This is a genomic window from Sediminibacter sp. Hel_I_10, assembly GCF_000688335.1.
Taxonomy (GTDB): Bacteria; Bacteroidota; Bacteroidia; order Flavobacteriales; family Flavobacteriaceae; genus Psychroserpens.
Map to the genome: position 1 here is coordinate 1,476,541 of NZ_JHZX01000001.1, position 19,252 is coordinate 1,495,792.

The 19,252-nt window shown below is 38.8% G+C and carries 16 protein-coding genes; all 16 read right to left on the reverse strand.

Annotation, left to right across the window (positions count from 1 at the left end; translation table 11 throughout):
• Positions 1 to 86: 86 nt before the first annotated feature.
• The 16 genes from argH to P176_RS0106735 all read right to left on the reverse strand — a co-directional run bounded on the left by argH (position 87) and on the right by P176_RS0106735 (position 19,250).
• Positions 87 to 1,364 (reverse strand): argininosuccinate lyase, encoded by a 1,278-nt coding sequence (gene argH / locus P176_RS0106660; RefSeq protein ID WP_026753970.1) that lies wholly within the window; start codon positions 1,362 to 1,364, stop codon positions 87 to 89.
• Positions 1,365 to 1,431: 67 nt separating this feature from the next.
• A complete protein-coding gene (locus P176_RS0106665) occupies positions 1,432 to 2,493 on the reverse strand; it encodes a M20 family metallo-hydrolase (protein ID WP_026753971.1) in 1,062 nt (353 codons plus the stop codon).
• On the reverse strand, positions 2,490 to 3,266 hold the full coding sequence (argB, locus tag P176_RS0106670; protein ID WP_026753972.1) for an acetylglutamate kinase: 777 nt from the start codon (positions 3,264 to 3,266) through the stop codon (positions 2,490 to 2,492). Before argB ends, P176_RS0106665 begins: the two co-directional genes overlap by 4 nt.
• 25 nt (positions 3,267 to 3,291) lie before the next feature.
• On the reverse strand, positions 3,292 to 4,236 hold the full coding sequence (locus P176_RS0106675) for an acetylornithine carbamoyltransferase (RefSeq protein ID WP_026753973.1): 945 nt from the start codon (positions 4,234 to 4,236) through the stop codon (positions 3,292 to 3,294).
• A 36-nt stretch (positions 4,237 to 4,272) separates the two neighbouring features.
• The gene (locus P176_RS0106680; RefSeq protein ID WP_026753974.1) at positions 4,273 to 5,406 is read right to left on the reverse strand and encodes an aspartate aminotransferase family protein; all 1,134 of its coding nucleotides are present in this window, start codon (positions 5,404 to 5,406) and stop codon (positions 4,273 to 4,275) included.
• Between the two features lie 62 nt (positions 5,407 to 5,468).
• Positions 5,469 to 6,269 (reverse strand): pyrroline-5-carboxylate reductase, encoded by an 801-nt coding sequence (proC, locus tag P176_RS0106685; RefSeq protein ID WP_026753975.1) that lies wholly within the window; start codon positions 6,267 to 6,269, stop codon positions 5,469 to 5,471.
• An 81-nt stretch (positions 6,270 to 6,350) separates the two neighbouring features.
• A complete protein-coding gene (argC, locus tag P176_RS0106690) occupies positions 6,351 to 7,328 on the reverse strand; it encodes an N-acetyl-gamma-glutamyl-phosphate reductase (protein WP_026753976.1) in 978 nt (325 codons plus the stop codon).
• Positions 7,325 to 8,509, reverse strand: coding sequence for an argininosuccinate synthase (locus P176_RS0106695; protein WP_026753977.1), 1,185 nt, complete (start codon positions 8,507 to 8,509; stop codon positions 7,325 to 7,327). The genes argC and P176_RS0106695 overlap by 4 nt, the downstream gene beginning before the upstream one ends.
• Positions 8,506 to 9,129, reverse strand: a complete 624-nt coding sequence (locus tag P176_RS0106700) for a GNAT family N-acetyltransferase (RefSeq protein ID WP_026753978.1) — start codon at positions 9,127 to 9,129, stop codon at positions 8,506 to 8,508. The genes P176_RS0106695 and P176_RS0106700 overlap by 4 nt, the downstream gene beginning before the upstream one ends.
• A gap of 445 nt (positions 9,130 to 9,574) precedes the next feature.
• A complete protein-coding gene (ilvA, locus tag P176_RS0106705; RefSeq protein WP_026753979.1) occupies positions 9,575 to 10,840 on the reverse strand; it encodes a threonine ammonia-lyase IlvA in 1,266 nt (421 codons plus the stop codon).
• Positions 10,841 to 10,910: 70 nt separating this feature from the next.
• A complete protein-coding gene (gene ilvC, locus P176_RS0106710) occupies positions 10,911 to 12,416 on the reverse strand; it encodes a ketol-acid reductoisomerase (protein ID WP_026753980.1) in 1,506 nt (501 codons plus the stop codon).
• 92 nt (positions 12,417 to 12,508) lie between these two features.
• Entirely contained in the window at positions 12,509 to 13,045 is a 537-nt protein-coding gene (gene ilvN, locus P176_RS0106715; protein WP_026753981.1) for an acetolactate synthase small subunit, read from the reverse strand.
• Positions 13,046 to 13,095: 50 nt separating this feature from the next.
• Positions 13,096 to 14,832 (reverse strand): biosynthetic-type acetolactate synthase large subunit, encoded by a 1,737-nt coding sequence (gene ilvB, locus P176_RS0106720; protein WP_026753982.1) that lies wholly within the window; start codon positions 14,830 to 14,832, stop codon positions 13,096 to 13,098.
• 93 nt (positions 14,833 to 14,925) lie between these two features.
• Positions 14,926 to 16,605: a dihydroxy-acid dehydratase gene (gene ilvD / locus P176_RS0106725; RefSeq protein ID WP_026753983.1), complete on the reverse strand. Its 1,680-nt coding sequence runs from the start codon at positions 16,603 to 16,605 to the stop codon at positions 14,926 to 14,928.
• A 419-nt stretch (positions 16,606 to 17,024) separates the two neighbouring features.
• On the reverse strand, positions 17,025 to 17,591 hold the full coding sequence (locus P176_RS0106730; protein WP_026753984.1) for a PAS domain-containing protein: 567 nt from the start codon (positions 17,589 to 17,591) through the stop codon (positions 17,025 to 17,027).
• Positions 17,592 to 17,783: 192 nt separating this feature from the next.
• A complete protein-coding gene (locus P176_RS0106735) occupies positions 17,784 to 19,250 on the reverse strand; it encodes a glutamate synthase subunit beta (RefSeq protein ID WP_026753985.1) in 1,467 nt (488 codons plus the stop codon).
• Between the last annotated feature and the right edge of the window lie 2 nt (positions 19,251 to 19,252).

Genomic DNA, 19,252 nt, shown 5'->3' on the forward strand with positions numbered 1-19,252 from the left:
TGATTAACTCTCTGCGTTTTTCACCATTTAAATCGGCATAAAAAATGTTGCTCCCAATTATTGACAGCTCGTCACTAATTGGGAGTTTATGATTTTGGGAACTTCTGTTTAATTTTATCTAAGCACAAATTACCAATACTACCAAGGTGAGAATGCTGTTTTGAAGTGTCTGGCCGGTAACTTCCGTCCTGAACTTGGCTACCTATCTTTTGGTAGGCCTCCCTAAAAGACATTCCGCCTTCAACCAACGTATTGATATTATCTACTGTAAAAAGATACTGGTATTTTTCGTCGTTTAAATCGATCGCTTTTACGTTAGCCTTTTGAATGGCATAATCAAAAATATCTAAAATAGCCAAGACATCTACAATAGCACTAATCATAGGCTCTTTTAATAGCTGAAAATCGCGATGATAGCCACTAGGCAAATTATTGGTAATGAGAACCATTTCAGAATATAATGCTTGTACTTTATTTGCTTTACCTCGAATAAGTTCAAAGACATCTGGATTCTTTTTATGTGGCATGATGCTGCTCCCTGTGGTCAATTCATCGGGAAAAGAAATAAAACCGAAGTTTTGGCTATTGTACAAGCAGACATCCATAGCAAAACGAGACAAGGTATTACATAAACCGCCCAATGCCATGGCGATAATCCGCTCACTTTTACCGCGACTCATTTGAGCTGAAACCACATTGTACTTTAATGTTGCAAAGCCCAAAGCTTCTGTTGTAAAAGCCCTATCTATAGGAAACGAACTGCCATATCCTGCCGCTGACCCCAGCGGGTTTTGGTCTACGGTTTGTATTGCCGCTTTCAAAACATAGACGTCATCAATTAATGTTTCAGCATAAGCTGAAAACCAAAGTCCGAACGAGGATGGCATGGCCACTTGCAAATGCGTATAACCTGGCAGCAAATGGTCTTTATGCGTTTCTGCCAATTTCAATAAGGTATTGAATAAGGTCTCCGTTTTACTGTAAATTTGGTTAAGATGCGCTTTATAAAACAACTGTAGCGCTACCAAAACTTGATCATTTCTAGAGCGTGCCGTATGAATTTTTTTACCCACATCGCCCAAGGTCTTAGTCAATTCAAATTCTATCTTAGAATGTACGTCCTCAAATTGAGGCTCAATAACAAAGGTTCCATCTTCAATTTCTTGAGACAATCCCTCTAAACCTTTTTCAAGTTGCTGCAATTCATCTGCAGATAAAATCTCAATCTTATGCAGCATTTTAGCATGAGCTAAGGACGCTTGTAAATCATATTTAGCAATGAACATGTCAATCTCTCGATCATTTCCTACCGTAAATTGTTCTATTTTTTTATCGATGGAAATACCTTTATCCCACAATTTCATACGTCTTATTTTTAGTTGTATTGAAGCAAATCAAAGCTGATCTTTCGACTTTACCTGAATGTCTTTTCTACAATAGTGTTTCCAATAATTTTATATAAAGTGCTATACCTTCCTCAATCTCTCTGATATAAATAAACTCATCGGCAGAATGTGATCGGGTGCTATCTCCTGGACCCAATTTTAAGGAAGGGCAAGTTAATACCGCCTGATCTGATAGTGTTGGAGAGCCATAGGTCTGCCTGCCCAGCGCTAATCCCGCTAAAACCAAGGGGTGTTCTTTTGGGATAGACGACGAGTTCAATTTGATACTTCTCGGAAGGATCACATCACAGGGAGCCTCTTTTTGAAGAATGTCAACAATCTCTTGATTTGAATACTTATCGTTCACTCTAACATCCACAACTAATTTCACTTCAGAGGGCACCGCGTTGTGTTGTTTGCCCGCATTGATCTGGGTGACGGTCATTTTTACTTCACCTAAAGTTTCCGAAGTCTTTTTAAAACGATAATCCTGAAACCACTGTAAAACAGCAATGGTGTTATAAATAGCATTATCATCATTTGGGTGTGCCGCGTGACTTGCCGTACCCTTGACTTCTGCATCAAAGACAACCAACCCCTTTTCTGCAATGGCCAAATGCATTAACGTGGGTTCGCCAACGATAGCTACATCAATAGCTGGCAGAATTGACAGCATGCTATTTAACCCCTTTTTACCACTGCTTTCTTCTTCAGCAGAGGCGACAATCACAAGATTATATGCTAAATTTTCTTTAGAATAAAAATAGGCAAAAGTGGCCAACAATGAGACCAAGCAGCCTCCGGCATCATTGCTTCCTAAACCAAACAGTTTTCCCGCTTCTACAATAGCCTTAAAGGGATCTTTTGTATAGCCATTATTTGGCTTTACCGTATCATGATGAGAATTTAAAAGTAAGGTTGGCTTAGTCTCATCAAAGTACTTGTTAGTAGCCCAAATATTATTAGTTGTTCTGTTGAATGGAATGGTCTGCTTTTTAAACCAAGTTTCGATGTGGCTTGCAGTGCCATCTTCTTCCGAAGAAAATGATGGCGTCTCAATGAGTGTTCTAAGCAATGCTATGGCATCTTGAGTGAGCTTTTCTATCATGATGTGATGGTGGTATGTTTGGCGTTTGCATTGAATAGCATTTGAGATTTCCCGATGCACACTTTTTTGACATCACGCTCTATGGCATAAAAACAGTTATTCAATTTGGGGAGCATTCCTTCAAAAATAACGCCTTCGGAAACGAGCTGGGGATAGCTTTTGCTATCAATGTGTGCTATCACGGAGGACTCATCGTCAACATCACGCAGCACTCCATTTTTTTCGAAACAATAATACAGCTCTACGTTGTATGTTGATGCAAAAGCAATAGCCAATTCTGATGCAATGGTATCTGCATTGGTATTTAACAATTGTCCTTTTTGATCATGGGTGATGGCTGAAAATACGGGCGTAACCCCATTGTCTAGTAACAATTCCAAAACCTCTCGGTTTACTTTAATAACATCACCAGCGTAGCCGTAATCAATTGGGGTTACTGGTCTTTTTTTTGAAACAATCGTGTTGCCGTCTGCCCCAGTAAAGCCAACGGCATTGCAATGATTGGCCTGTAATTTGGCAACAAGATTTTTATTGATTTTTCCCGCATAGACCATGGTAATAATGTCTAAAGTAGCATGATCTGTAATGCGTCTCCCATCTACCATTTTGACCTCTACATGCAATTGCTCGGCTAGTTTTGTAGCAAGTTTTCCGCCGCCATGCACTAAGATCTTGGGATCTTCAATACTTGAAAAATCGATTAAAAATTGGTGCAGCGCCTCATGATCATCGATGATGTTACCTCCAATTTTTATGACTTTGAGCGTTTTCATATTCTAAGTTTTAAAGAACATCGTTTTAAGACAAATTCATCTGTTCTAAAATTTGCTTCAATACAATTTGCGCGGCATAGGTTCTATTATTAGCCTGATGCATCACGACCGATTGATTTCCATCTAAAACCGCATCTTCCACAACAACATTTCGTCTTACGGGCAGACAGTGCATAAATTTAGCGCGTCCCAGTTTTTTTTGAGTCATCATCCAATTGGTATCTTGACTTAAGATTTCTCCATAATGCTCATAATTACTCCAATTTTTAACATAGACAAAATCAGCATCTTTTAAGGCCTCTTCTTGATCATGATATATGGGTGTGGTTTTGGTAATGTCTGGATTCAACTCATAACCCTCAGGATGGGTAATGCTCAAATCAACCTCTAAAAGCTGCATCATTTCAACAAAGGAGTTTGCTACAGCCTGTGGTAAAGCTCTAGGGTGTGGCGCCCAAGACAATACCACTTTGGGCTTTGCCTTTTCGGTAAGTTCCGAAATTGTAATAGCGTCTGCCAATGCTTGTAAAGGATGTGCCGTGGCGCTTTCCATATTAACGATTGGCACCGTTGCATATTTCAAAAAGCTGTTGATCACTTGTTCAGACTCGTCTTTACGCTTGTCTTTTAAGCCAGGGAATGCCCGAACAGCGATGACATCTGCATACTGAGATATCACTCTTGCTGCTTCTTTAATGTGTTCAGACGTATTAGCGTTCATGGTGGTTCCATCTTCAAATTCTAACTGCCAGGCATCATTAACATTGAGCGTCATGGTCTGCATTCCTAAATTTTTCGCTGCTTTTTCTGTACTTAAACGGGTACGCAAACTGGCGTTAAAAAAGAGCAAGACCAAGGTTTTATGTTTTCCTAAATCGATATGTTCAAAAGGGTTCATTTTCAACAAAATGGCATCCTTAATAGTATCTTGAAGGTTTGATAGGTCTGATATATTGGTGTAATTTTTCATTATAAGCTTAAAAATAACTGTAGTACTCTAAATAAATTATAAGTTCTGTAATTCCCTATTTAGGGCGGCAAAAAAGGCGTCTATATGTTTTTTCTGAATGGTTAAAGGTGGCAAAATGCGTATTAAATTTGCATTTTTAGCACTACCCGTAAACATCATATGCTCATAAATTAAACGCTTTCTCAATTCTGCAACTGGAAAATCAAATTCGAGGCCGAGCATTAACCCCCGACCTTTGATACTTTTTAAATGCGGTAGACCTTCTGCCTGATTAATAAAGTAAGCAGACATCTCCTCAGCATTTGTCATCAAATCTTCTGTTTCTAAGACTTCTAAAACCGATAATGCTGCAACACAGGCCAGATGATTTCCACCAAAAGTAGTACCCAATAACCCAAAAGAAGCTTTGATTGATGGGTGAATTAAAATACCTCCAACTGGAAAGCCGTTACCCATCCCCTTTGCAATAGAAATGATATCTGGCTCTAGGCCGTGTTTTTGAAATGCAAAAAAATCGCCAGTTCGGCCAAAACCCGATTGTACCTCATCTGCAATAAAAGCCGTATTATAGGTTTTACATAGTGCTTGTAGCCCTTGATAAAATTCGGAAGTGCTCTGATCCAATCCGCCAACACCTTGAATACATTCCACTATAACCGCACAAGTTTCATTCGCTTTTAAAATGGTCTCTACTGCTGTCAAGTCTCCCAAAGCAACAAAGTCTACGTGTTGCTGCGCATTTAATGGGGCCACAATTTTAGGGTTATCGGTAGCCGCAACAGCTGCAGACGTTCGACCATGAAATGAATTATGAAATGCTGAAATTTTAGATTTTTGATTGTGAAATGAAGCTAATTTTAGAGCGTTTTCGTTGGCTTCAGCACCAGAACTACACATAAATAATTGATAGTCTTTACACCCTGAAAGATGCTCCAACCGATCGGCCAATTGCTCTTGTAATGGATTTTGTATGGCATTGCTATAAAAGCCTAAGGTTGCCACTTGCTTACAAATAGCTTCAACGTATTTTGGATGCGAATGGCCAATAGAAATCACGGCATGACCGCCATACAAATCGAGATACTCAAGGCCCTTTTCATCATATACATAGACATCCCTTGCTCTGGTTGGCGTTACATCGTATAACGGATATACATTAAATAGACTCATTATTGTTTTTTATTTAATTCTGTCTTCTGCTCTTAAACGTTTCAGCTAAGTAGAAACACATATTACATCTGCTCTTTTTTAATAGTACTGATTTTATGGTAAGAGGCAATCATCCCTTGTATTAACGAAGAACTTAAGCCCTTATGCTCCATTTCATTTAAACCTTCAATAGTGCAACCTTTTGGTGTTGTAACTCGATCAATTTCTTCCTCTGGATGTTTGCCGTTTGCGATTAACAAACTCGCTGCACCTTCACTGGTAAACATGGCCAATTCTTGAGCTTCTTTGGCATCAAAACCCAACTGAATAGCGGCTTGAGTAGTGGCGCGAATGAGACGCATCCAAAAAGCAATCCCACTTGCGCAAACTACTGTTGCTGCTTGCATCTGAGATTCTGGAATGGCCAAACTGTGCCCTAACCGATTAAAAATGGCCTCTGCGATCTTAATGCGTTTTGCGCCTTGTTGATTACTACAAAGACAGGTCATCGATTTCCCCACCGCAATAGCTGTATTTGGCATGGCTCTAATTATAGAAGTATCGGTACCAACAACAGCTTCAATTTTAGAAATACCAAATCCGGTAACGGCGGAGATTAACACATGTTTCTCTGTTAAATGTGGCTTTATCTCATTCAAAATCACTTCGAAATGAGCTGGTTGTATCGCAAAAATCAGAATGTCTGATTTTTGAACCGCTTCTGTATTATCTGTAGTTAAGCTTACATTTTTATAACCGTCTAAATCTGAAATGCTTTCCAAATGTCGTTTCGTAAGATATAACGTCGTTATGGCATTATTTGTAATTAAGCCTTTTGCAATAGACTTGCCTAAATTTCCGGTACCTATAATGGCTATTTTCATCTTAATGGCCGACTCCACGGCTATAATTTAATTAAACGAATCGTTCTAATTGTCCTGCTTCTGAACTTAAAGCTTATCGCTCTAAAAGTAATTGGCCTTTAATCGAAGCCCTTCGGCCTCTTCAAAATCGAACATCAAGTTCATATTCTGAACGGCTTGCCCAGATGCGCCTTTCAGCAAATTATCAATAATACTTGTAACCAATAATGTATCCTCATGCTTGTGCAAATGCAGGATACAATTGTTTGTATTGACCACTTGCTTTAAATGGATGTCTTCTTCTGAAATGAGCGTAAAAGCCGCATTCTCATAATACTGATCATAAAGTGATCTGGCATCTTTTAAAGTGCCGTTATAAGACGTGTAGGCCGTTGCAAAAATCCCTCTGGAAAAATTACCTCGATTCGGCATAAAATGAACCGCTCCTTCAAAATCACTTTGCAATTGCTGCACTGTTTGCCGAATCTCACCTAAATGCTGATGCGTAAAAGGTTTATAATGCGAAAAATTATTATCCCGCCATGTAAAATGTGTTGTTTCTGAAAGTGCCGTACCTGCTCCAGTAGCTCCTGTTACAGCATTAACATGAACATCCTTTTTTAAAAGTCCAGATGAGGCCAACGGCAGTAATGCCAATTGAATTGCAGTAGCAAAACATCCTGGATTTGCGATATATGTCGCGTTTGAAATGACCTCCTTTTGCAATTCGGGCAAACCATACACAAAGTTCTTATTTTGAAAATGGCAATCTGCTTGTAACCTAAAATCATTACTCAAATCAATGATCCTCGTTCTTGCCGAAAATTGATGTCTCGCTAAAAAGTTAGTGGAATTTCCATGACCCAAGCACAAGAAAAGGACCTCAACCTCTGTATTTATAGAACTCGTAAACTCCAAATCGAAAGCCCCTAACAGATCTTGGTGAATGCTGCTAATTTTATTTCCGGCGTTAGATGTACTAAACACAAAATCGATATGTACCTCGTTATGATTTAGCAATAGCCTAATCAATTCTCCTGCGGTGTATCCTGCGCCCCCAATGATGCCTGCTTCTATCATGATTCTCGATTGACTTGGTGGTAAATTTTATTTTGATTTCCGAAGATTTTAATAAATCCTTTGGCTTCATCGGCCGTCCAACCGGTATTCATCTCTCCATAACTTCCAAACTTAGCGCTCATAAGATCATGATCAGACCTGATACCATCTAAAGAAAAGTGATACGGCTTGAGGGTAACAATGACCTCACCAGAAACTTGCTCCTGGCTACTTTGAAAAAAGGCTTCCATATTTCGCATTACGGGATCCAAATATTGGCCTTCGTGCAAATGCATCCCGTAAAAACTAGCCAAATACTCCTTATGTTGCAATTGCCATTTCGTTAGCGTATGTTTCTCTAATAAATGATGCGCTTTAATAGTAATTAAAGCAGCGGGGGCCTCAAAACCAACTCGTCCCTTGATCCCTACAATGGTATCACCCACGTGAATATCTCTCCCTATGGCGTATGCAGAAGCCAGATCATTAAGTACCTCAATATTCACTTCAGGATTGTTTTCAACGCCATTAACAGCAACCAACTCTCCTTTAAGGAAACGCAAAACCACCTTCTCTGGATCAGAATGTTTTAATTGTGAAGGATAGGCTGTGTCTGGCAAAGGTTTTTCTGAAGTTAGGGTTTCCTCTCCTCCAACACTGGTACCCCAAAGCCCTTTATTGACAGAATACTTTGCTTTGTCCCAGGACATATCCACACCATTATCTTTCAAATAATCAATCTCTGCTTGTCTGGCCAGTTTTTGGTCCCTAATAGGTGTTATTATTTTTATGTGTGGCGCCAAGGTTTGAAAGATCATGTCAAATCGTACTTGATCATTTCCTGCTCCCGTGCTTCCATGGGCTATGTATTCTGCATCGATACTTTTGGCATACTCAATAATTTCTATGGCCTGTATGATACGTTCTGCACTTACAGATAAGGGATAGGTGTTGTTTTTAAGCACATTTCCGAAGATTAAAAACTTTACGACCTTTTGATAATAGGAGCTCACTGCGGCAATATTCTTATAAGTGGAGACGCCCATTTTATAGGCATTTGCTTCAATATTTTCAATATCTTCATCTGTAAAACCACCAGTATTGACGCTTACCGCGTGTACCTCATAACCTGCTTTACTTAAACTTACTGCACAGTAGGATGTATCTAAACCGCCACTATAGGCTAAAACTAATTTTTTCATTTCTTGTCTTTCTTTAAAAACATGGATTGTTTGATGTTTTTTAACCGTGTCCAAACCTTTTTATCATAAACATGCTCTTGACTTCCGGGTGCTTTTTGTTTCAAAGGATCATATAACATCCCTGTACAAAGGCACATTTTTTGGTCTGTACGCTGTAAAACATCGTAATTTTTACAGGTTTGGCAACCGTTCCAAAAGGTTTGATCATCTGTAAGCTCTGAAAACGTGACGGGTTTATAGCCCAAATCACTATTCATTTTCATAACCGCTAAGCCTGTGGTAATACTAAATACCTTAGCTTCTGGAAACTTTGTCCTAGAATGATCAAATATTTTCTGCTTGATCTGTTTGGCCAAACCAATGTTTCTAAAATCTGGATGAACGATGAGACCTGAATTGGCTACAAATTTTCCATGACTCCAAGCTTCGATATAGCAAAAGCCAGCAAATTTATCTCCGTCTAGGGCAATCACAGCATTACCGTTTTCCATCTTAGTAATGATGTATTCTGGTTTACGCTTAGCAATGCCAGTACCTCGTACTTGAGCGGCTTCTGCAATGGTATTACAAATGAGCTCTGCATAAACGCTATGCGATTTATTGGCAATAACAATTTCCATTGTTGAATTAATTTAAATTTTTATGTATTGGATTGTTTTTGAAATTGGAAATGGACACACCTAATTCCTATAAATACGCATAACCCTTACGGGCGACGCAGGGTACTAAAATTTAGAAAAGCGATAGTTAGATGCTTTCTAAAATGATATTCTAAGGATGGTATTTGTAAAAGGTATTTCAAAAAGTAAAAAATAAAAAAAGGTTATACTAAAAACTTAATTTTCAAGTATTAGCGACGTAGCTCACATGACCTGGAGCGTTTGGGGAATAACAACCTATTTCTATTTTTCTGGAATATCATATTACTAAATTATAAATTAAATCGATACTTGATCTGTTTTCTAATCAGATTTAATGAAAGTTTAATAAAATGCCGTTTTATCATTAAAAAACTGAACATCATGCAACAGTCTCAATCTCTTTCTGGTGTTTCGAAGCTCTCAATTATACTAAAAACTGAAACAGATCTGGTTTATCATTAAGATAATCTCCATAAAATTTACGCAATTTCATTTTGGTGATGAGCGGTTCCAAATCCTTTGCGTCTTTAAGTTCTAAACCAACTACAGCCGCTCCGTTTTCCCGATTGGTTTTTTTGGTATATTCAAAGTGGGTGATATCATCGTTAGGGCCTAGTATTTCTACAACAAATTCTCTTAGTGCTCCTGCTCTTTGCGGGAATTTAATAATAAAATAATGCTTGAGATTCGCGTAAATCAATGCGCGCTCTTTGATTTCGGCAGTTCTGGTAATATCATTATTACTGCCACTAACGATACAAACCACATTTTTGCCTTTAATTTCTTCGGAATAATGCTCTAAAGCTGCAATGCTCATGGCGCCTGCAGGTTCTACGACAATGGCCTCCTTATTGTATAAATCTAAAATGGTTTGGCAGATATGCCCCTCATCAACAGTAATGACATCATGTAAATTTTCTCTACAAATCTCAAAGTTCATGTCTCCAACGCGTTTCACAGCAGCGCCGTCTACAAAACTCTCGATCTGTCTGAGCTCTGTATTGCGTTTATTTTTAATTGAGGTAGACATAGAAGGCGCGCCTTTTGGCTCAACGCCAATAATCTTTGTTTGTGGAGACAACTCTTTAAATACAGAGGATAATCCCGCAGACAATCCACCACCACCAACTGGTACAAAAACATAGTGGATAGGGTGTTGAATGGCTTGATCTATAATTTCTAAACCAACTGTAGCCTGCCCTTCAATGACCTTTTCATCATTAAACGGATTGATAAACGTCTTATTTAACTCCTCGCATTGCAACATGGCGGCGTGATACGCATCATCGTAAGTATCGCCCTCTAAGACGACTTCAATATAATCTTCGCCAAAGAACTTCACCTGTTCTATCTTTTGATTGGGTGTTGGTACAGGCATAAAAATGGTGCCTTTAATCTTCAAAAGTTTGCACGATAGTGCAACACCTTGCGCGTGGTTGCCCGCACTGGCGCATACAATTCCATTTTCAATTTCCGAAGCAGATAAAGAAGACATTTTATTGTAAGCCCCTCTTATTTTATAAGAACGCACTTGCTGCAAATCTTCTCTTTTAAAAAGAACGTTGCTCTCGTAAAGTCTAGAGTACTGCATGTTGGCCATCAATGGTGTGACCGATGCAATGCCTTCTAATTTTATGGCGGCTGCCTCTATGGATGCTAAAGTGGGATGGTATGTTGTTTTTAATTCCATTGACGGGATCTATGCAAATGTTATAATCTATGAGAAGGTTTTAAAAATGGTTTGGCCTATAAATAGCGACCTAAGCCAATACAGAAGCTTTTGTGGTATAATCTTCTTGCTTAATCACCTTCATTGCAGTCATTGCTGCACGTAAACGCTTACCTACGGACTCAATAGGATGATTTCTAATGGCATCATTGACAGCAATTAGCTCCAAATTATCAACGCCGTTAGCCTGTGTAAACGGCTTACCAATAACAGAGGTATCTACGGTTTGCATAAAATCTGCCAACAACGGTTTGCAATCATGATCAAATAAATAACAGCCGTATTCTGCGGTATCAGAAATGACGCGATTCATTTCAAAAAGTTTCTTTCTAGCAATGGTATTTGCAATTAATGGCAATTCATGAAGTGATTCATAATACGCAGAATCTTCAATAATTCCTGCGCTAACCATAGTTTCAAAAGCCAACTCTACACCAGATTTCACAAAAGCCACTAAGAGCACACCATGATCAAAGTACTCTTGTTCTGATATATGACTAGGCGTTAACCCTGTTTTCTCAAAAGCAGTTTCTCCAGTTGCCGCCCGCCATTTCAAGAGGTTGGCGTCGTCATTTGCCCAATCTTCCATCATGGTTTTAGAAAAGTGACCAGATATAATATCGTCCATGTGTTTTTCAAAAAGTGGACGCATGATGTCTTTTAATTCTTCGGAAAGTTGATAGGCCTTAATTTTTGCCGGGTTAGATAATCGATCCATCATATTGGTAATGCCGCCATGTTTTAACGCCTCGGTAATGGTTTCCCAACCGTATTGAATGAGTTTCGCCGCATAATCTGGCGCAATACCTTCTGCCACCATTTTATCAAAAGACAAGATAGCACCTGTTTGTAACAAGCCACACAAAATGGTTTGCTCTCCCATTAAATCTGATTTGACCTCTGCAATAAAAGAAGATTGTAAAACTCCCGCTCTATGCCCTCCAGTTGCTGCAGCATAAGCCTTGGCCTGATCCCATCCTTTTTGTTCAGGATCATTTTCTGGATGTACAGCAATTAAAGTTGGCACGCCAAAACCACGTTTATACTCTTCGCGCACCTCTGTTCCAGGGCATTTTGGAGCCACCATGATCACAGTCAAATCCTCACGTACTTTTGTGCCTTCCTCAACAATGTTAAATCCGTGCGAATAACTCAATGTAGCGCCTTTTTTCATTAATGGCATCACGGCTTTTACCACCATAGAATGCTGTTTATCTGGCGTAAGATTTAATACCACATCGGCAGTAGGGATCAACTCTTCATAAGTGCCCACCTTAAAATCATTAGAGGTCGCATTGTTATAAGAATCACGTTTTTCATCGATAGCCGCTTGACGCAATGCATAAGAGATGTCAAGTCCTGAGTCTCTCATGTTTAAACCTTGATTTAAACCTTGAGCGCCACAACCAACAATCACAATTTTCTTTCCTTTTAAAGCATCTACTCCATCTTCAAACTCTGAAGCTTCCATAAAACGACATTTGCCCAATTGCTCTAATTGTGCTCTTAATGATAAACTGTTGAAATAATTTGACATGATTTTATTTTTTCTGAATGATTTTATTAAGCGAAACTTCGGAAATTTTAATCCTCGTCTGCGCTTCTATGAATTTGTTTTATGAACCTAAATTAAGCTGAAAATGACTCCTTAAGCATTGCCGAAATCTTCATTTCATCTTTGGTTACTGCAATACGGCCCGAACGGGTAAATTGCATGATCCCGAAAGCGCTTATCTCCCTATACAAAAGATCTATTTCCTCTTTTCTACCAGATTTTTCAATAACAAAAAACTCTTTGTTAACCGTTACAATGCGAGCACTACTATCTTTTATGATATTTTGAATTTGACGCTCATCAAACAACAAACCTGATCTAATCTTGAACATACAGGATTCTAAATAAATAATATCCTCCTCGTTATGGTAAAAGGCTTTAATGACCTCTACCTGTTTTTCTATCTGTCCGATAATTTTTTTCATACGTTCTTCGGAAAGTTTCACAACAATGGTCCATTTGGAGACCTGTTCAATTTCTGAAACCGAAGAATTTATACTTTCGATATTGATGTGACGTCTTTGAAAGATCGCTGAAATACGGTTTAATAACCCAATGTTGTTTTCTGTATAAATAGAAACGGTATATAATTGCTCTTGTGCTTCACTCATCTGTTTTCTGCTTTTACTTCAATCTATGTGTAATCGATCTTTGCTTTAACTTATTCCAATCGCATTTCAGAGACACTTGCTCCAGTTGGAATCATTGGAAAAACATTACCCTCTTTTTCTACTCTCACTTCTAAAAAGTAAGGACCATCGTGATCGATCATTGTTTTGATCGCCGATTTCAGATCCTTCCGATCGGTCACTTTATTTGCTTCAATATGATATCCTTTCGCAATGGCTACAAAATCTGGATTGACCATTTCAGTAGAAGCATATCGTCTTTCAAAAAACAACTGCTGCCATTGGCGTACCATTCCGAGGAATTCGTTATTCAAAACCACAATTTTTACAGGCGTTTTCTGCTGAAATATAGTGCCCAATTCTTGTATGGTCATTTGATAACCACCATCTCCAATAATGGCGATCACTTCACGACCTGGAGCTGCCATTTTTGCACCAATTGCAGCGGGCAGTGCAAAGCCCATAGTACCCAATCCACCAGAAGTGATATTACTTTTAGTAACATTAAAATTGGCGTATCGGCATGCTACCATTTGGTGCTGACCTACATCACTCACAATGGCGGCCTCTCCTTTGGTTTGTATATTTATTTCTTTTAAGACCTCTCCCATGGTAAGCCCTTCTTTGGTGGGATGTAAATCGCCTTTAATTACTTTTTCAAACTCAATGGCATACAAATCTTTGAATTTTTGATGCCATTCAGAGTGGGAATTGGTATTCAATAAAGGCAAAATGGCTTTAAGACTCTCTTTTGAATTCCCGAGAACCGCGATATCTGTTTTTACGTTTTTATCCACCTCGGCTGGATCTATTTCAAAATGAATGATTTTAGCTTGTTTGGCGTAAGATGCTAAATTACCAGTAACCCTATCGTCAAATCGCATCCCGATGGCAATAAGCACATCACATTCATTAGTGAGTACATTTGGCGCATAATTACCATGCATCCCCACCATACCAACATTTAAAGGGTGTGACGTGGGGATGGCTGACGCTCCTAATATGGTCCAAGCCGATGGAATGCCTGCTTTTTCAATAACTGCTTTAAACTCTTCTTCTGCTTCGCCAAGAATCACACCTTGTCCCCAAACAATCAGTGGTTTTTTGGCACTATTGATCAATTTGGCAGCAGCTTCTAGATCGGCTGTATTAGTTTTTGGCACAGGCTTATAACTTCTAATTCCTGTACACTTTTCATATGTAAAATCAAATTGTTCAAACTGAGCATCTTTAGTAATGTCTACCAAAACGGGACCCGGTCTTCCGCTTTTCGCGATATAAAAAGCCTTTGCCAACACTTCTGGTATTTCTGAAGCTTTTGTTATTTGATGGTTCCATTTGGTCACAGGTGTAGAGATGCCTACGATATCTGTTTCTTGAAATGCATCACTTCCCAATAAATGAGAGCCTACTTGGCCTGTAATGCAAACCATAGGTGTACTATCTATTTGCGCATCGGCAATACCGGTTATCAAATTGGTAGCTCCAGGACCCGAAGTTGCAATGGCTACACCCACTTTTCCTGAAATACGAGCATACCCTTGTGCGGCATGGGTAGCCCCTTGTTCATGACGCGTCAACACGTGATGGATTTGATCTTGGTACTTATACAACTCATCATAGACAGGCATGATGGCACCACCAGGATATCCGTAAATAATGTCTACCCCTTCTGCTAAAAGACATCTAATAATGGCTTCGCTACCAGACATACGCTCTGTTACCTTTGTGTTGTTAGTTTCTGGTTTTATAGTTTGTGCTTCTTTCATACGCTATACCCCTAATACTTGGGAATCTCATTTTTTCACCAACTCCAAAACGGTAGCCAGTTTTAGTTACTATATTTCTTCTTTAGAAATCAATTAAAACTCATCGGTAACACAGCCCATTGAGGCGGAAGACACCGTTTTAGCATACTTATATAATACACCACGTTTAAATTTTAATTCTGGAGCTTTCCACTGCGCTCTTCTTTGGTTGAGTTCTTCTTCTGAAACATCTACCTTAATCGTATTGGTTTCAGCATCAATAATGATGATATCACCATCTTTAATTAGTGCAATGTTTCCCCCTTCTTGTGCTTCTGGAGTGATATGCCCTACAACAAAACCATGCGTTCCTCCTGAGAATCTGCCGTCTGTAATTAAGGCTACCTCTTTACCAAGGCCTGCACCCATAATGGCCGCCGTTGGTTTTAACATCTCAGGCATTCCCGGGCCTCCTTTAGGACCTTCATACCTAATAACCACGACATCACCTTTCTCTACTTTACCATCACGAATACCGTCATTGGCTGCATATTCCCCTTCAAATACTTTTGCTTTTCCTTGAAATTTCAAGCCTTCTTTTCCAGTAATTTTAGCGACACTGCCTTCGGTTGCTAAATTTCCGTAGAGCATTCTAAGATGTCCAGAAACCTTAATGGGCTGTTCAATAGACTTGATGATATCTTGCCCTTCGGCTAAATCAGCAACATCCAATAGATTTTCAGCAAGTGTCTTTCCGGTTACGGTTAAACAATCGCCATGAATCAATCCTTTTTTCAGTAAATATTTAAGAACTGCAGGAATCCCTCCAACAGCATGCACATCTTCCATAAGGTATTTTCCACTTGGTTTCAAATCCGCTAAAAACGGCGTATTGTCACTAATATCCTGAAAATCTTTAAGTGTAAAATCTATTTGTGCTGCTCTTGCAATTGCTAAAAAATGAAGTACAGCATTTGTAGAGCCACCCAGTATGGTAACCAATCTTACAGCATTTTCAAGTGATTTTCTGGTAATGATATCTGAAGGCTTGATGTCTTTCTCCAATAATAATCGTAGCGCTTCTCCGGCTCTAACAGATTCTTCTTGCTTAGCATCGCTTAACGCAGGATTAGAAGAGTTAAAGGGCAAGGTCATCCCCAAGGCTTCTATAGCCGAAGCCATGGTATTAGCAGTGTACATGCCCCCACAGGCTCCTGCACCCGGACAGGCTTTCTCTACTATATTTTGATACTCTGTTTCACTCATGGTTCCAGCCACCTTGCTTCCCCAGGCTTCAAAAGCAGAAACAACATCTAGCTTTTTCCCTTCGTGGCAACCTGAGTCTATGGTGCCACCGTAAACTAAAATGGACGGACGATTTAAACGAATCATCGCCATCAATGCCCCAGGCATATTTTTATCACATCCTACTACCGTAACTAATCCGTCGTAACTCATGGCTTGAACCACGGTTTCCATAGAATCGGCTATAATATCTCTTGAAGGCAGTGAATAACGCATGCCGGGTGTTCCCATAGAAATGCCATCACTAACTCCAATAGTATTAAAAATCAAACCAACAATATCTTCATTGGTTGTGCCTTTTTTAACCAGTTTCGCTAGATCATTTAAGTGCATGTTACAGGGATTTCCTTCATAGCCTGTACTAGCAATACCAACAATGGGCTTATAAAAATCTGCTTTGGTTAAACCAATGGCGTGCAACATGGCCTGAGCTGCCGGTTGCGTGGGATCTTGAGTTACGGTTTTACTGTATTTATTGAGTTCGTTCATTATAAATTCTGAAAGACTTTAATGTATTTATAACGAATGTACTTGTTTATAATAGGTCATGTTGGCAACATGTAAATGCTGCGCTAAACCCAACCGTAGTTTGATATAGGTATTTTACTGAAATTCAAAAACTTAACACTTATTTAATATGATGTTCAAATGGGTGTCATTTTTTAGAAATGTCCTCTTAAAAATAATTTCTATGTATTAAGACCCTACTCAAAAGAAGAAATTATATCAAAACCCGATTCTATGCGTTTATAAGGGAAGCCAAAATTTTATTGTTCAATAAGGAGTAGATCTACTCCTTCATTAAAAAATCATCTATAGAAATAGCTATAAAGATTATATTCAATTCTGAAGTTTATTTTATTCATTTCCGAAGATAACTAAGTTAAAGCATCAAGGCTTTGCTTAATTTATCCTATGCTTTTTTCTATTGCTAAAAAATGAGTCACCTTTTCATTATATAAAGGAATAATTTTGACTTCACATTCATAAGGGGATTTGTCTTTTCGGTAATTTGTTAATACTTCTTTAAAAGGTTTTATTCCTGTAAGCCCTTTTCTTATGCGGTTTTTTGTTTGTTCTGAAGTATCATTGCCTTGCAAGAAGTATGGTTTTTTGTTAACTGCAAATGCTTTAGAATATCCTGTCATTTTACTAAACCCATCATTTACCCAAATGATATTTTGTTCTGAATCTGTAATAATTAATGCTTCAAAATCCTGATTTTTGAAAATAACATCAATTTCATTTTTCCAATGATTTTGTTTTGCAAATGTTTTTACAATTTTAATATCATTTTCTATTTTTAGATCCTCACGTATTTTGAAAAAATGATGACTAAAGATATCCCAACTTAGCAAAGGCATAGGAATAGCTTCAGAGGGTTTCATTTTAGTTTGAACTTGAGTGTATTCCTCTTCAGATAAATCCGACAAATACACACCCAAACACATCATATTAGACATATTATACTTCATGGTTTTTGTTTTTATTTAGATATACATTATCTAATACAACACCCAAATATAAGTTAGTCTGTAAATTAATCAGAATAATCTGTCATAAAACTATGGCAAAAGAAATGCTGCTAATTAGCTTAAGCCATAGGTTTTTTGAGATTTACACCCCCATAAATACCATATAAGTATCTCTTTCGAAGATTCTAAATTCTAAACTCTCGGCAAATCGCCTTCATCCTTCTGAGGTAAGTTAGAACTTCCCATCAAATAGCTGTCTACATGATAAGCCGCTTCACGGCCTTCGGAAATAGCCCATACAATAAGAGATTGCCCGCGTCGCATATCTCCCGCGGTAAAGATGCCCTTAACGTTTGTAGCATAATCTTTAGTTGTGGCCTTGATGTTGGTTCTAAAATCCATCTCTAAACCAAATTGCTCGGCCAAGGTTTTTTCGGCTCCTGTAAAACCGAGGGCCAACAATACCATATCACAGTCCCAATGTTTTTCGGTATTAGGAAGTTCTTTTAACTCAGGACGCTCGCCCTCTCTAAAAATCCATTCTACCTCAACGGTTTTTAACCCTGTAAGATGTCCGTTTTTATCCCCTAAAAATTCTTTGGTAGACACACTAAAAAATCGCTCTACGCCTTCTTTATGGGATGATGTCGTTTTTAAGCGCATTGGCCAGTACGGCCAAGGCTGATTTGCTGGTCTGCCTTCGGTAGGTTTGCTTAAAATTTCAAAATTGATAACCGATTCGGCCCCATGACGGTTGGACGTCCCTATACAGTCTGAACCAGTGTCACCTCCACCAATGACAATGACCTTTTTATCTTTAGCAGAAATCACTTTATCAAATTCAATAAGCCCATCGACGTACTGGTTATTGAGTTTTAAAAACTCCATGGCTTGGTGCACGCCTTTGAGATGACTTCCCTTAACAGGGATAGGTCGTCTTACTGTAGCACCACCACATAGCACCACCGCATCAAAATCTGCTTTTATAGTTTCGACGCTCATACTTTTTCCTACTTCAGCGTTTGTTTTAAAGGTTATGCCCTCAGCTTCTAACACCTTCAATCGTCTATCGATAACATGCTTTTCCATCTTAAAGTCAGGAATGCCATATCTTAAGAGTCCGCCAACTTTAGCATCACGTTCAAACACCGTAATGTGATGGCCAGCACGATTTAATTGTTGAGCTGCAGCAAGACCTGCCGGACCAGAGCCAATTACGGCTACCTTTTTTCCAGTTCTCGTTTTTGGCGGATGTGCAGTAATCCATCCTTCTTCAAATGCCCGTTCAACAATATTCTTTTCGATATTTTCAATAGACACAGGGTCTTCATTAATCCCTAAAACACAAGCCTCTTCGCAAGGTGCAGGGCATAATCGTCCCGTAAATTCTGGAAAATTATTAGTAGCATGTAAAATTTGCGCTGCCTCTTTCCAACGCCCTTTGTACACCTTATCATTAAACTCTGGAATAAGATTTCCTAAGGGACAACCACTATGGCAAAACGGAATCCCGCAATCCATACACCGTGCACCCTGATCTTTTAATTTGCTCTCTTCTAGCGGAATTGTAAATTCCTTATAGTTTTTTACACGCTGCTCAACCGCTACGTAAGGCTCATCAGCACGCTCATATTCTAAAAATCCTGTTGTTTTTCCCATAT